The 14,961-nt window shown below is 50.4% G+C and carries 8 protein-coding genes; 1 reads left to right on the plus strand and 7 read right to left on the minus strand.

The genetic code is table 11. The features are described 5' to 3' along the window. Positions 1-17: 17 nt before the first annotated feature. The 5 genes from F453_RS0105330 to F453_RS0105350 all read right to left on the minus strand — a co-directional run bounded on the left by F453_RS0105330 (position 18) and on the right by F453_RS0105350 (position 9,486). Positions 18-2,813, minus strand: coding sequence for a DUF2339 domain-containing protein (locus F453_RS0105330; RefSeq protein ID WP_018967091.1), 2,796 nt, complete (start codon positions 2,811-2,813; stop codon positions 18-20). Positions 2,814-4,091: 1,278 nt separating this feature from the next. After that, positions 4,092-5,048: an alpha/beta hydrolase gene (locus tag F453_RS0105335; protein ID WP_018967092.1), complete on the minus strand. Its 957-nt coding sequence runs from the start codon at positions 5,046-5,048 to the stop codon at positions 4,092-4,094. A gap of 29 nt (positions 5,049-5,077) precedes the next feature. Further along, a complete protein-coding gene (locus tag F453_RS0105340) occupies positions 5,078-6,586 on the minus strand; it encodes a phytoene desaturase family protein (RefSeq protein ID WP_018967093.1) in 1,509 nt (502 codons plus the stop codon). Next, on the minus strand, positions 6,583-8,076 hold the full coding sequence (locus tag F453_RS0105345; protein ID WP_018967094.1) for a phytoene desaturase family protein: 1,494 nt from the start codon (positions 8,074-8,076) through the stop codon (positions 6,583-6,585). Before F453_RS0105345 ends, F453_RS0105340 begins: the two co-directional genes overlap by 4 nt. A gap of 255 nt (positions 8,077-8,331) precedes the next feature. Then, positions 8,332-9,486: a glycosyltransferase family 4 protein gene (locus tag F453_RS0105350; RefSeq protein WP_018967095.1), complete on the minus strand. Its 1,155-nt coding sequence runs from the start codon at positions 9,484-9,486 to the stop codon at positions 8,332-8,334. 121 nt (positions 9,487-9,607) lie between these two features. Between F453_RS0105350 and F453_RS0105355 the strand changes: the two genes are divergently transcribed. Beyond that, positions 9,608-10,252: a DUF4294 domain-containing protein gene (locus F453_RS0105355; protein WP_009236878.1), complete on the plus strand. Its 645-nt coding sequence runs from the start codon at positions 9,608-9,610 to the stop codon at positions 10,250-10,252. Positions 10,253-10,818: 566 nt separating this feature from the next. Here the strand turns inward: F453_RS0105355 and F453_RS0105360 are convergent. After that, positions 10,819-12,879 carry a protein-disulfide reductase DsbD family protein gene (locus F453_RS0105360; protein WP_018967096.1) on the minus strand — a complete coding sequence of 687 codons (2,061 nt, stop codon included), beginning with the start codon at positions 12,877-12,879 and terminating at the stop codon, positions 10,819-10,821. A gap of 133 nt (positions 12,880-13,012) precedes the next feature. Further along, positions 13,013-14,302, minus strand: coding sequence for an L-cysteine desulfidase family protein (locus tag F453_RS0105365; protein ID WP_018967097.1), 1,290 nt, complete (start codon positions 14,300-14,302; stop codon positions 13,013-13,015). Between the last annotated feature and the right edge of the window lie 659 nt (positions 14,303-14,961).

The following is a 14,961-nucleotide window of genomic DNA, read 5'->3' on the forward strand; positions in this document are numbered from 1 at the left end:
CATGCAATAGGTTTACTCTATTCGGAGAGGTCTTGTGCCTCGTCATTGCTCTGCGTTGGCTCGCTATCAAGGGGTTTCGGGTCCTCGTCTTCTGCGCCAAGGTTGAGCGTATCTTTCAGTTTTTGGTACAAGAAAGATAGCGTTAGGAGCAGTGCGCCAAGGATAATGAACACCACGATACGACCAATGGCTGGCATGCGCCATACATCGTAGAGGGCCAACTTAGCGATAATAAAGATGAAGGTGCCAATGCTAAGCAGGCGCATGGTCTTGTTTGGCAAGCGCATTCCTAAGGTCATCTGCACCGTTCCCACAGCTGCTAAGGCCAGCGAGAAGGCTGCACTGAACTGTTCGATACCTATTTGGATGAGCAGTGCACGCACCATGCATACCCAAAGCACGGTAGAGGCGAGGTTAAGGAATACCGTGAAGTAGACCGCAGCTTGTTTGGTCTGCTTGTAATAGCACTTACCCGAGTAGGCGTAGATGGCTATGGTACAGCCGATGCCCAACCATTGCAGGATGATTGCCCACGTGGGACTGACGAAGTCGCCATAAATGAAGACATCGGAAACAATGAAGAATAGGCCCAGAGCCATGTATGCCATGTAAAGCGGGATGAATTTGCCAGCCGGGAAACGACGACCGAAGCCCAAGGCAATGGCTAGCAGCGCGGTGGTACGCAACAAGGTGATGCCCGCATTGTAAAGGGACGAGTCGAGGGATAGATCCATTTCCATGTCGATGGCGCAGTAAAGGGCTGCAATACCTATAATATAGATAACGAGATTCCATGGAACATACAGGTCCCTAACACGTTCTTGGTTGCGGTCCATGATGCGGGCGAAGGCCAAGAAACAAAGGCCGCGGAAGATTTCTGCTATGAAATTGAAGTTCTGAACATCAACGTCGTACATGAAATCGAGCCTTCCATACAATGTCGCAATTAAGCTAAGCGTGTTAATTATCAGTGCAAGGATAGCCGCAATGCCGTAAATACGCATCTCGAGTCGGCAGTAGAGCCAAAGCAGAAGCACCATTTCGGCAGCAAAACAGATGGTGAGCACTGCGCCAGAGAAGAACAATGGCAACGATATGGAAAGGTAAGCCAAGCCCAAAGCCAACAAAACGCTTTGCGTTACACCGTTACGTTGTTCGGATTGGCGTAACCATAGGTGCAGGGCAATATAAACAAGACCCATCACCAGAGCCGTGACGGCACTATCGTAGTTGCCATATTCTCCCAGGGATGAAACAAGAATAATGGTAAATACGCTGCTCAATATCATTGCGCCAATGTGTAAGCCCGTAAATATATCGGTCATTCCGCGCCGCAAGAACGCGAAGAAACTCATCGTGGCGATAAGCCAGAACAGGCCGTAGAATGTGACATGCAGGGCGTAAGGATCTACAAAATCGCCGTACATGGCTATCAACAGCACGAGGAATGTTGCCCCAGTGCTAATCAAGGGCAGTTCGTTCCAGCGGTTGCTCCATGAAAGATAGAGGCTGCCCAGGTTGAGAATGGCCATATATACATATAGGAATAGGAAGTTGGGGGTCTCTGTCCCCACTAGGAAAGGTGCGAGGAAACCACCCACGAGGGCCGTTACGGCCAGCTCGCGACGGTCGTAATGATGGGATATCCATGCCATAAAGAGCGTTACAAACACCATGACGCCGAAGCCAAGGGGCTGCGAAAACAGCTGATAATAGTGGTAGGCGATGGCTGTTGTGACGTAATACACGGCGCATCCGCCACCTGCCAACAGCGAGCTAAATGTGCGATAGCGCTTGCTTAGCTTCCAACCGATGCCCAAAAGGACTGTTCCCACGGCGTAACTGAGAACGGTTCGCATGATATGACTTATCCAATTTTGGTCGATGGCGTATTTAACGAAGAAGCCAATACCCAACACAAAGACGAGAATACCTATCTTACCGAAGAGGTTTTCGCCAATAAACTTCTCGTAGTTAAAGCCTGACTCATTGTCATCGTCTGCCGTTTGGTTCATTCCGTATGCGTTTCCGCCGTATGGAGAGGTGTTGTTGTGCTTGGCATCGGCCTGCTCGTGCTTGGCTTCCAGGTAATCTTTGCCAGCCACAATTTGCTCTTGTTCGGCCTCGCCATGCTCTTCCGCCGTTTCGTCTTGTACAAACGCGGCAACGGGTTCATGCTCTTGTGGAGCCATTTGGGGCTCGTTTTCGAGCGCTTCTTCCACGTCGCAACCTTGCGGTTCGGTGTTGTCATCTTGCTTTTCGGCATCGTCTTGCACCGCGTTGGCATTGTTTTCTGCAGGCGTTTCAGCGTCAGCCACGCCGTTTTCTACATGCTGTGGCTCAACCGCCTCATGCTGTACGTCGGCTTCTACTGTGCTTGTTGGCGTGTCGATGGGCTGAACTGGCACCTCGATGGTGGTAACTGCGCTACCAACACGTTGCTGTTCGCCCAGTGCCACAACTTCTTCGGCTGTGCCTGGCACGTCTTCTGTCAACTCGTTTTTGCCTGTTGACTGAGTCGTTTGCTCTACAATCGGTATGTTTTCGTCTGCTTCGGGTTGTGTTTCCAAGCCTTTCTTTTTCGCCTCGGTGGTATCTTCCACCTCGGTAGCAACACCTTGTTGCTGCCTTAGCGCATTTTCTTCCCGAATACCTTTAAGTGTTTCGGCGATACCTTCAAGCTGCTTTTGCATCACTCTCAACTGAAAGATCAGCTCGTTAAGCTTACCGCTTGAGCCAGATCGTAAGGCGATTATCGCTACGACAATGCCCCCAATGAGCAAGAAAAAGAAAATTCCTAATCCTTCATCCATAATTATAAGTGGTGGGTTTAGTTATATAATAAGGTTTACTACCTAGCAAAGGTATATAAAATATTGATATGATGGTGGGTAAAAGGATAAAAAATGAGCGATTATTTTACACGTGATGGAACTGCGCTGTGCCATTGAGGCGTAGTGATGGGCACAACAACATGCCCGCGTGCACTGCTCGAAGTGGATGCCACAATGGGCGAAACACCCTTAATGAAGACCCTCGCCGCTTGCTATTTCATAAAAGAATCCCGCCCGTGTAGCGCTTGGCTCGCGGGCGGGACTTCATGAAGTAATAAGGGAAAATGCACTATTCGGCTACGGGTCGTACGCCAAGCGCGTTGGGGAGATCAGCTCCCGGGTCTGTATTTTATCCGTAGGTGTGTACCTATCCGTACCTGTTGCCCTGGCGTGGACCATTCTTTTGCAACTTGTAACACCAGAAGGTGCGATGCCTAAGCTAAACGAACGGGTGGCTTTTTACTCCCATCATCTCTCTCTATCTTGTGTTGTTAATGTTTCACGACCTATTTCTGGATGGTCTTTCGCCTTTGGTTGGGCATCTATTTCTAACTCTCTTGCGGTATTTGTGAGGCACATCTTGCTTGTAAAGCATAGTCTTAGGGCACATAAGTAACATAAAACGCACGTAAGAATGCGCTAAATTTGCTACGCTTGTCTAACCTATTCACTTTCCAACACCCCAAAGATAGGCAAAAATATGATGTTTTTCAGTATTGCAGCGTTAAATAAACCTTAAAGAAAAGAGAAAAGGAAAAAGCGAATAACGTATGTAAAAGAAAAGAGAAAATAGACCTCATGGCACACGTAAGAAAGGAAAAGAAAGTAAGGGAAAGATGCAAAACGTTGGCTTGACGTAAGCTACCAGCCTAATAGGCCAAACTCTAACCGATATAGTTTTTCGTTATTACGCCGCATCTAACATGCCTCTCAGCTGCCCATAACCAAATACGAGCCACTTATAATAAGTAAACAAGAAATCAGTAGGTTAGGTTTTGTATTCAACTTTCTTATCTCTCGTGGTGTTATCGCTAAGATGTACTCCTGTTCCATGTCGTCTGGAACAGCGTTCCATATCAACTGGAACAGGAGTCCATGTTACATGGAACAGGAGTCCAACTTAGTGAAACCCATGTCGCCCAATGTAAAGATGGCTACGAAAGCACATTTCGCAGGTTTCGATAGCTTGATGTTCGGCACTTGTTTTCTTGCTACACGTGGCGCACACGGTGGCCAAACGCCATTCTTCCCCTCATGCTATAACTTCTCGTCGGCCTTCCCCTTGCCTTTCGCGTTATGCCTAGCCAAGGGTAGGGCGATGCCGTTGAGCCACTTAATAAAGGCATCGCGCCATTGCCTGCTTTGTTCCGTACCCTTCACGTCGCTTGCTCCGAATCCGTGTCCACCTGTTGCATAGCGGATGTATTCGTGTGGAACACCTTTTGAAGTGAGGGCCGAATCGAGCAAAACACTATTGCCTGGGTGTACAATGGGGTCGTCGTCGCAGTGCACGAGGAAAACGGGCGGACAGTCGGAGGGTATCTTCCGCTCTACCGACAGCGAGTCTTTCAGCTTGCTGTTGGTCTTTTTCCATTCGCCCAAGATGCCTTTTCGCGAACGGCGATGCACATAACGCTCGTCGGCAAGCGTAACAACGGGATAGAGGGCTGCAACGAAATCGGGCTTAACGCTTACCTTGGGTTCGATGCCTAGCGGTGCCAGGTAGTTGGTAGAGGCAAAGGCAGCCGAGGCCACGGCAAGATGTCCGCCTGCCGAAAAGCCCATAACGCCCACTTCGTTGGGGTTGATGCCCCACGTAGATGCCCCTTCGCGCACCAGTTGCACACTGCGTTGCACATCGCGAAGCATGTCGGGCTGACGGCGTCCGCGAACCAACAGGCGGTAATGGGTGACAAATGCCCATACGCCTGCTACGCGATAGCGAAGCACGAAGGCTGCAATGCCCTTGCTGTTGAGCCATTGCGCCACGCCGTCGCCTTCGGTTCGGGTGTCCAACCAATGGTAACTGCCGCCCGGACACACAATGACGGCTGGGCAATCGGGCCTTGCGCCTTGCGGAATATATGGCGTAAGGGTTACGCTGGCGGCACGTTCGGGCGTACCCTTCCATATCTTTAAGGGTTTCAGTTGCTGGGCATGGCAAACGTACGCCATAAGGGCCAGCAGCATAACGATGTATTTTCTGATGTTCATCTCTAATCTTCTTTGTTGGCTGTATTGTATTATTGGCCAATGGCCTGTAACTTTTCTATTATCCTGTTCTTTCCTACCAGTGCCTCGGCAGTGGTGATGGCCGATAGCGGAACGCCGCAAATGCCGTGCAATCCCACACATTGGCCAGTAAGCAAAAGGTTGGTTACCTTCGTTACCACGGGCACCTGTGCCGCCAAAGGGTTGTGGCAGTCTTTGGCAAAGCCGTATATGGCCCCTGCTGGAGCGTTGTAATAGTCGCGCACGGTTAGTGGCGAGGCGCTCCAAAGACTTTTTACGCATTGGCCAAAGCCCGGCCTAACCTCCTCCATTCGGGCAAGGATGCGCTGCTCGTGCCATGCTTTCCACGCCTCATATTCCTTTCCGCGCCTGCCCGTAAGGGTGTCTTCCCATTGCGCCGCAGCCGAAAAGGGCATCACGCAGTTAACGATGAGATGCGTTGCCCATTCGTTTTGTTGTACCGAAGGTGGTGTCATGTACATCATTCCGTATGGCCATTGCTCGCGGTCGTAGTTCGCCAAGTGCCACACATGGTGGTAATCGTGCTGATAATAGCAAGTGTGGTTGATGTAGGGGAAGGTTTGCGGCTTCAGTTCCACAAAGATACTGAATATCGAATAGGTGTTGTCGACGGCCTTCAAACGCTTGGTATAGGCTGGGGTAAACGCTCCCTTGTCGATGATGCGCAGGGTTTCGCCCATGTGTGTGGCCGCTATATAATAAGGAGCGCTAAACGTTCGGCCGTCTTTGGTTTGCACGGCGGTTACCGTTCGGTTGTCTACGGCGATGCGAACCACCTCTGCATTGGGCACAACCTTTCCGCCCGCGTTCTCGATAACCTCTGCCAAGGCGGTGGCCAATTGCTGCGAACCACCCGCAAAGCGGTCGGTTCCATCGATATAAAGCACGCTGATGAGGGCGTGTACATAAGCTGGCGTATGACCAGCAACGCCTCCATACATGGGATTCATATAGGCCAGCACGTCGCGCAGTCGTTCATCGTCGATGTAATGCGCAATAAACTGGTCGGCCGACCATAGGAAACGGTCGCTATGCTGCGGTATTCCGTCGCCCGTGGGTCGCAGGTTAAAGAGGTCTATCTCGCTGGCCAGCTCGTAAAGTGCCGTTACATAGCGTTGCAGCTGTGTGCGCTGATGTGGGAAATGCTTGGCAAAGCTCTCCACGAAACCCTCCTTTCCTTCGGCCACACGATAAGTGGTACGGTCGGAGGCATAGTATATCTCGTCCATGCACTGGCTGTCTACGGGCTGCAAACGAAGCTTTTGCTCGATGCCTAGGTGCTGGCAGATGCGGTGGAGCGTTTTTCCGGGGCGAAATCCGCCCAAGATATGCATGCCCGTATCGAAGTGTATGCCGTGTCGGGAGAAGTTTTGCAGACCTCCACCCACGATGTGGTTCTTCTCCAAAACGGTTACTTGCCAGCCTTCTTTGGCCAAAAGCGCGCCCGTGGTAAGCCCACCTAGCCCGCCGCCTATGATGATCATGTCGTTGTTGTTCATAATTTTAGTTTCTCTCCCAGCACTTCGCCGCAGGTTACGAGCGTGCCAACGAGCGTGCCAAGCATGCCGTGCGAATTGACGTTTTGCCCTGCAAAGAGCAGGTTTGGTATGCGCGTGCGACTCGGCACATGACAGGCCGAGCCCAGCTTAACGTCTTTGGCCACGCCATACATGCTGCCGTGCAGGGTGGAGGTGTATTGTTGGTAAGTTAAGGGGGTGGAAGTGAAGTAGCAGTCGATGGCCTGTCGCAGTCCAGGAGCATGCTGTTCCACCGCGTTGATAAGTCTTTCGGCCCTGTCGTGCTTAAATGCTTCGTATGCTTCACCTCGGTGCATGATGCGCGTGTCGGCCCATTTGGCCACCTCTTCGTAGCGCATATAGCTCATAATCTCGCCGCAAGTGGCCCATTGTTGCAGGCTGTTGGGCGAGGCATTGGCTGCTGGCTTATCGCAAAGGTGCACATAAAGGAAACCGCGAGGCCAGTCTTCAAGAGTATATCGTTCGCAATCCCATGGCGTGTCGGTGGCATAACCGTAGAGGTTATGGTTGCGATAGGGCATGGATTGGGGCTTAAATTTGATGTAAATGGTAAATACGCCCGTGGTGTTGGGTAAGTTAAGCATGCGCTGACGAAAAGCGGGGCGAATCAGGTTGGTGTCGTCTAGCATCTGCATCACCAGTGTTGGGTGAATGGCAGCTATCAAGAGGTCGGCCTCGAAGTGTTCGCCGTCGGCCGTTGTCACGCCCGTTACCTTGTGCTCGTTACAGATAATGCGCTCAACACGTTTGCGTGTGAGCACCCTTCCGCCCCTTTGCGTGATGCCGTCGATAAGCTTTTGTGCGATGATGTCGCTTCCGCCAGCCACGCGAAACGCACTTTGGTTGTAGAAATTGGTGATGAGCGCATGGGTAGAGAAGGGTGTGCGTCCGCGTTCGCCTGCATAGAGGGGTAGGTTACCTACCAACACGTGGCGCAAAAGCGGATCGCTCACGAAGCTGTTGATAACCTCGTCTACGGTGCGCATTTGGTATTCGGTTTTAAGGTGCATTTGTTTCGCCGTGGGATGATGCCCGTTGATGGGCGAGGCCAGCGTTAATTGCTCCACCAACGACAAGTAACGGTTCAGTCCGTCTTTTTCTTTTGGGAAGCGTTCGGCCAGCGTTTCCACGAAGGCTTCGTGTCCATTGGCGAAGGCGAAACGCCCTTGGGGCATCGATACGATATCGTAACCCTGAGTGTCGAGTCTGCTAAGAGGTAGGTCTTCCAGTCCTAAGTATCGCAGAAGGGGGTGTAGCGTCTGCCCTTCTTCTGCGCTCCCGATGAAGTGCATGCCTGTTTCGAACTTGGCACCTTTACGCACGAAGCTCTGCAAACACCCTCCCGGCTGTGTTTCTTGTTCAAGTACGGTAACCTCGTAGCCATTTCGTGCAAGGATAACTCCGCACGAAAGGCCGCCTAGTCCGCTACCGATGATGATACATTTTTTCATTTGTTTCTTTGCAATCAAACTGTTGACAGTCTTTTGTAGAATGCTAACTTCTTCCTGTTCTTATTCTTTAGACGCCTTATTTTTTTATTAATCGGGGGTTGGTGTAACACACATAAGTCCATCAGGCTTGTTCTAAAACATCCTCGCCACGTGCTTCTGTCCCTTTACTTGGGGCTATTCGTTCAGCGGTAGTTTATAAAACCAGCCATTTAATGCTATCTGCCAATTGCGCAAAACATGCTTCGTGCGATTTTCTTATTCCATCTTTTCACGACCAAAGAGACAATGCGCCACCTGCTCGGCCACGTTCTTGTTTTCGAAACGCTGCACGTATGCCATGCTTTGGCTAATGGCTTCGTCGCGCCCCGCTTGTCCTTTCAGTCTGGCGTTGATGGCTTTTGCCATACCCTTGTGGTCGTTTGGCGCAACGTATAGGTTGTGCGGGCCACCCGCCTCTTCAAGGCACGACCCCGTGCAAGCCACCACGGGCAATCCGCTTTGTATGGCCTCGATGATGGGAATACCAAAACCTTCGTAGCGCGAGGGATAGGCAAACACCTCGGCTTGCTGATAAATGGCGGGCAGGTCTTCGTTGGGCACGTTGTGCAGGAAATGCACGCGCGCCGAAAGACCGTTGTGTGCCACCCACGATTTCACCTTATTAATATAAGGAGTGGGTCGACCCAACACCACCAGATGCACCTCCTTGGGCACGTCTTTCAACGCTTTGGCAGCCAGCAGCACATTCTTTCGCACCTCGATAGTGCCCACATTCAGCACAAATCGCGATGGAAGGGCGTAGCGTTCGCTCACTTCGCGTAGCTTCTCGGGCGTTGCAAGCTCGCGAAAACGCGTGTCGCAGCTTTGGTATATCACGCTGATGCGATCTTCGGGATAATGCCCAAACTTAACGATATCTCGCTTCGTGCACTCGCTGATGGCGATAATGCGATGGGCTTCTTTAAGCGTTTGGCGGAACTTCCACCTGTAAATTAGCGCGTCCCACCAGTGGTAGAACTCGGGATGACGCATAAAGATGAGGTCGTGAATGGTGACGACGGTGTCGATACCTGCGGCTTTTACGCCCTTTGGCAGTTCGCCCGACAGCCCATGGAACACGTTTACGCCGTCGCGCAGCAAGTCTTTCACCACGCCTCGGCTTCTCCACGCAGCCTTTTGCAGTGCGTTTTTCGCGCCCTTGGGATACACCATGCACAGGTTTTGCGCACTTTTCACCTGTCTGGCCAAATCTTCTCGGCCCTCATCGGGTGCATAAAGCAGCAGTTGCATGTGCGGATAGAGGGCCGCGAGATCGTTCACAAGGTTGCGTCCGTATGCTCCCAGTCCCGTTCCATTACGCACCACGCGCTTGGCATCAAAGCCTACAATGATGTTCTTGTCTTCGTTCATAACCTACAAACTTACACAAAAAAAGTGTAAATCAGGGCAAAAACTGAAAATAAGGTGCGTAAGTAGCATATATTTAAGCAGAAAATACTTATTTTTGTACTTGCACAAATACGCAAAAACAATGAAACGCATCTGCATCGCAATGTTGCTTTTGTCGCTCTGCACTGTGTCCGCATGGTCGCAAAAGGGTGATCTTATCCGTGTAAACCCCGAAGAAAAGGAGGTAGACATGGATAATCCAACCTTCGTGCCCATGGTAAAGATAGGGCGGGTGTTGGATAAGGGCGATAGCATACAATATGTGGAGCTGAACAAGATATATGTTTATCCGCAACTGACGTTTAAGAACGAACGCCAGCAGGCTGAGTACAACCGCTTGGTGTACAACGTAAAGAAGGTGTTGCCCATAGCCAAGGAAGTGAATAAGATTATCATCGAGACCTACGAATATCTGCAAACGCTGCCCGATAAGAAGTCGCGCGACGAGCACATGAAACGTGTTGAGGCCGATATAAAGCGAGAATACACGCCAAGAATGAAGAAACTGACCTACGCGCAGGGCAAATTGCTCATCAAATTGATATATCGCGAAACCAGTTCATCATCTTATCAGCTCATCCAAGCTTTCCTCGGGCCCATCCGTGCTGGTTTCTATCAGGCCTTCGCTTGGTTTTTTGGTGCCAGCCTTAAAAAGGAATATCAGCCCAACGGTGTGGATAGACTAACCGAAAGGGTAGTGTTGCAGGTGGAGGCAGGACAGTTATAGGGAGCAATTAATGGCCTATGATGCCCTACAAATGCGTTTGTAGTGTCACTACAAGCCTTTTGTAGTGGCACTACCGTTAAGTTGTAGTGGCGCTACAACTTGTTTGTAGTCGCACTACCGCTTGTTTGTAGCCACACTACAAAAGGCTTGTAGCGAAACGTATTATGAAAAACATGATGTCATATCCTTTTCATGCGTGACACATTTTGCCCGCAAACAACCAATATCCCCATACAAGTTAAACAACGAAAACATACCAACAGCTATGCCGTTGTGTAGGTGTTGAACGTCTTGTTGTAATGGGGTATGTCCTAAACTTATACCCCCACGTTCTTATAAGCCCATAAAATCACAACGCATATCACTCCCCTCTCCCCTTGGAGAGGGGCTGGGGGTGAGGCCAGAATTGGGTTGGGGTGAGGCCAGAATGGGGTTGGAAGTAGGCCAGAATGGGGATAAGATAAAGCTCGTAACCATAAACGCGATAGGGAGAACGGTGTGTTGGCCGTTCTCCCTATCTGTTTTAAGACTGCTATGGGGCAAGCCTTGTGCCCTCGGCAGTAGTTTTATTTCTTGTAATTTTCGAGTCCTTGGTTCAGGAAGTCCATGTAATGGGCGATGTCTTCATCGTAGCTATACGACTTGCCAAGTGGTTTTCCCTCGTTATCGATAGCCACATAGAAAGGCTGGGCGTTAGCACCGAACTTGCTACGTTGCAGATAACTCCACTTGTCGCCTATGGTACGAAGCGTGCGTTTCTGACCATTCTCGGTTATTTCGATGGGCTCGGGCAACGGCTTTTTGTCGTCTACGTAGAGCGAAATAAGCACATATTCCTTCGTAAGCTTATCTGCAACCTGTGGATCGGTCCACACGGCAGCCTCCATCTTACGGCAGTTTACGCAACCAAAGCCCGTAAAGTCGATGAGCACCGGTTTGCCTTGGGCGGCAGCAGCAGCCATTCCTTCTTCGTAATTGTCGTATTGTGCACGCACCTCGTTATGATATAGGTTAAAGTCTTGCGTGCTCATGGGTGGCGCAAAGGCGCTAACGGCCTTGCAAGGAGCACCCCAAAGACCTGGAACCATATAGATGGCGAAGGCGAACGACACCAAACCGAGCATCACGCAGGGTACTGGCATGGCCTCGGAACTTCCTTGGTCGCTGGCAAATTTCAAACGACCGATGAGGTAAAGGCCAAGCAAGAAGAAGAGCGCAATCCATATCGAGAGGAACACTTCGCGGTCGAGCAGGTGCCATCCGTAAGCCAAGTCGGCCACAGAGAAGAACTTCAGGGCGAAGGCCAGTTCGATAAAGCCCAGCACCACCTTAATAATGTTCATCCAGCTACCCGACTTCGGGGCCTTGTTAAGCCACGTTGGGAACAGGGCGAACAGCGTAAACGGCAGGGCCAAGGCCACTGCAAAGCCCAACATACCTATGCCCGGACCCATGATACTGCCTGAGGTGGATACCTGAACAAGCAAGAAACCGATGATGGGACCTGTACACGAGAACGACACCAACGCAAGGGTGAAGGCCATTAGGAATATGCTGAGTACGCCACTTGTTGACGATGCCTTGCTATCTACTGCGTTTCCCCACTTGTCGGGCAGACGTATTTCGAACCATCCAAAGAACGAAAAGGCGAAGATAATAAGCAGTAAGCAGAAGAGAATGTTGAAAACGGCATTCGTTGACAACGAGTTGAGGGCCGATGCACCAAAGGCTGCGGTGACAGCTAGCCCCAAAGCCACATAGATAACGATGATGCTCACGCCATAAGTGAGGGCATCGCGAATGCCCTTAGTCTTATTTTGTGAGCGTTTGAGAAAAAAACTCACTGTCATGGGGATAATGGGCCATACACAGGGAGTGAAAAGTGCGAGCAGACCGCCAATGAAACCCATGGCAAAGATATAGAGCATGGAGTTGTCGGGCTTACCTTGGTCGCCGTTATAGGCTTGCAATTCGGCCACAACGGGTGTCCAAAGGCCACCTTGACCCACGTCGTTTCCCCCATCGGCAACAGCTGCCACGGCAGCGGCTTTTGCCGTATCGCTCGTAGCGGGCGTGTTAGCGGCAGCGAGGGCAGCTAGCGAATCGGCCTTCTCCTTTGCCAGTTGTGCAGGCGTTTTGGTCTCTTTCGCATCGGGAGCGTTAGCTGGGCCGTTGCCTTTAAAGTCAAACTCCACCTGCGTAGGTGGCAAGCAGTTCTGGTCGTTGCATGCGCCGTATTCCAGATAACCCTTTATATGGTAGGTCTTACCCGTTATCTTATACCGCTGAACAAAGGTAACGGCACTTTCGAAATAGCGCAACTTCATCTCAAACAGCTTGTCGTAGTTGCTAATTTCTTTGCCCTTGGCTTGCAGTTTACCAGCGGCTTGTGCACCTTCGGTCTTTTCGGTGGTGACAGTAGCCGAGATAGGACCGCCGCTGGGCAGACCAGTTGAATAGACATGCCACCCATTGTCTATCTTAGCCGAGAAGATAACGTCCACCTCAGAGGGTGAAACCTGTTTCTGCTGAACGCTTACATGTACGGGGTTTTGCATCTGTGCCGATGCCCCCAGCGCAAAGACGGCGAGTAAGGCCGTCAGTAAGGCAAATCTTACTTTCTTCATATTTGGTGAGGTTTTGTGTTTGTTATTGTAAGTTGACAAGTTAACGGGACTAGCTTTTTTTGGGTATCCTATGTCCGTTAAGTATGCTATGGTTTGTTGGCTTACTACAAATGCTTGGCGTAATGGTTGCTGGCTAACACGACTTATGCGTCATGATGTCGAGCACATAGCGGTCGGTTTCGTCCATTCCTCGGCTTCCTATGGCCGCAAGGTTTCGTATGGAGCGATCCACATCATCGTCGATGATGCCCTCTACCGAGGTTACGTACTTGTGCTGAATGGCCAACATGGCGCTTAAAACGGCCGTGCTTACACCCGATGAGAGCTTCAATGCGCACGAAGGTTTTGCTCCATCGCATATCATTCCCGTGAGGTTGGCAATCATGTTCTTTACCGAATAGCATATCTGCTCAAAGGTTCCGCCCATCAGGTAGGTTATTCCGCAGCTGCTTCCAGTGCTAGCCACCACGCAGCCACATAGCGCCGAGAGCGTGCCAAGATGCTGTTTGATGTAGATGGCTGTGAGATTGCTGATGATGAGCGCACGAATGAGCTCCTCTTCAGTATTATGATTCTCGCGGGCGAACGTGGTAACGGGCACCGTTGTACAAATACCTTGGTTGCCACTACCGCTATTGCTCATCACAGGAACCATTGCGCCGGCCATACGAGCATCGCAAGCGCTACCCGTTGCAGAGAGAATGTGGGCAAACATGCTGTCGCCTAGCACGCCACGACCCAACGGACTGCACATGGTTTTGCCCAATTGGTGTCCGTAGTTGTCTTCCAATCCGCAGCGCGAGGCATTCTCGTTGAGCTTCTTCGCTTCGAGAATGAATTGCAATTCTTCGAGGGGCGACTCCGTTGCGAATTCATATACCTTGCGCATAGACAGTTCCACGTCGGTCTTAGCTATTGTTTCAGCACTGCACGCAGCCTTGTCGAGCATCACTTTGTCGTTCTTGCGCAGATAAACAAAGTTGGTATGCGAGCCCTTAATACGTGCTTCGGCCACCTCGTTGCCGCTGGTGCAGGTGATGTTGATGAAGAGCTTGTCTTCGTCTTCTTCTTCCAGCTTGATGTCGATGCAGTTTTTGGCAATCATTTCTTTACCTTGCTGCACACTCTGGGGCGTGCAACCTTTGAGCACTTCCAGCTGTTTTTCGCTGTCGCCAATAAGTACGCCCAAGGCAATGGCAATAGGTAAGCCAATCATTCCTGTGCCAGGGATGCCCACGCCCATAGCGTTTTTAAGCACGTTAGCACTCAACCGCACGTCAATTCGTTCGGGTTTCTGCCCCAATAGCTCTTTGGCCTTCGCCGCACACAATGCAACAGCGATGGGTTCGGTGCATCCAATGGCAGGCACCACCTGTCGATGCATAAGCTCAAGAATGGCTTTTCTGTCGTTATTTGATAGCATGGTAAGTTGTCGGTTGTTTCTATTACGTTGTTGTAGAATTATTAGTTGCTTGCGTTAGGTCGTAGGCAACAGTGCCGCGACCCGTGATTTGTTGTGCCATGCCCTTCATTTTTGTAAGCAAAATCTATGTAGAAACATAGGCCTTGCACAAAGAGACACTAACGGATGCAAAGTTAGTAGAATTTACGTAAAACAATCAAGCAAGTGCATATTTTTTTTATGTAAATGCAAAAGAGGGGGTGAAATGGGTCGTTTTTTAACGTTTGCTATGATAAAACGACACGAAAACGATGCCTTTCGGGATAGAAATAAGGGTGAAGAACAAGCAATATGTTATGTAAAAGGAAACAGGCGGAGATGGTGGAAATGGTATTTGAGAATCAAGACGTTTGATGCCGAATAACTTACCTGCCTTTGGTGGGGCGACAACAAAAGGCTGTTGGTCACAATACAATTCGCGAGTTAGGGATAAAACACAATTGTTATGCCAGCTGCCACCTAGCGCTAATTGGCGAGATAGCCATTTCTTTAACTGTCTTATCTTGTTCAGGGGGGCATGGTTGCTTATCCTGAACGCACCAATTAACCCTTTCGTCGTTCGCATTTTCATAGTTTCGGACATGCGCCTGCTAAGTCCTTAAAGCGCATTATTAGATTAA

This window comes from Hoylesella loescheii DSM 19665 = JCM 12249 = ATCC 15930 (assembly GCF_000378085.1).
GTDB classification, from domain to species: Bacteria; Bacteroidota; Bacteroidia; order Bacteroidales; family Bacteroidaceae; genus Prevotella; species Prevotella loescheii.

What these genes read in the sequence shown, in the direction of transcription:
- F453_RS0105330 (WP_018967091.1), bottom strand. Translation starts at nt 2,813, where the DNA reads ATGGATGAAGGATTAGGAATTTTCTTTTTCTTGCTCATTGGGGGCATT.
- F453_RS0105335 (WP_018967092.1), bottom strand. Translation starts at nt 5,048, where the DNA reads ATGAACATCAGAAAATACATCGTTATGCTGCTGGCCCTTATGGCGTAC.
- F453_RS0105340 (WP_018967093.1), bottom strand. Translation starts at nt 6,586, where the DNA reads ATGAACAACAACGACATGATCATCATAGGCGGCGGGCTAGGTGGGCTT.
- F453_RS0105345 (WP_018967094.1), bottom strand. Translation starts at nt 8,076, where the DNA reads ATGAAAAAATGTATCATCATCGGTAGCGGACTAGGCGGCCTTTCGTGC.
- F453_RS0105350 (WP_018967095.1), bottom strand. Translation starts at nt 9,486, where the DNA reads ATGAACGAAGACAAGAACATCATTGTAGGCTTTGATGCCAAGCGCGTG.
- F453_RS0105355 (WP_009236878.1), top strand. Translation starts at nt 9,608, where the DNA reads ATGAAACGCATCTGCATCGCAATGTTGCTTTTGTCGCTCTGCACTGTG.
- F453_RS0105360 (WP_018967096.1), bottom strand. Translation starts at nt 12,879, where the DNA reads ATGAAGAAAGTAAGATTTGCCTTACTGACGGCCTTACTCGCCGTCTTT.
- F453_RS0105365 (WP_018967097.1), bottom strand. Translation starts at nt 14,302, where the DNA reads ATGCTATCAAATAACGACAGAAAAGCCATTCTTGAGCTTATGCATCGA.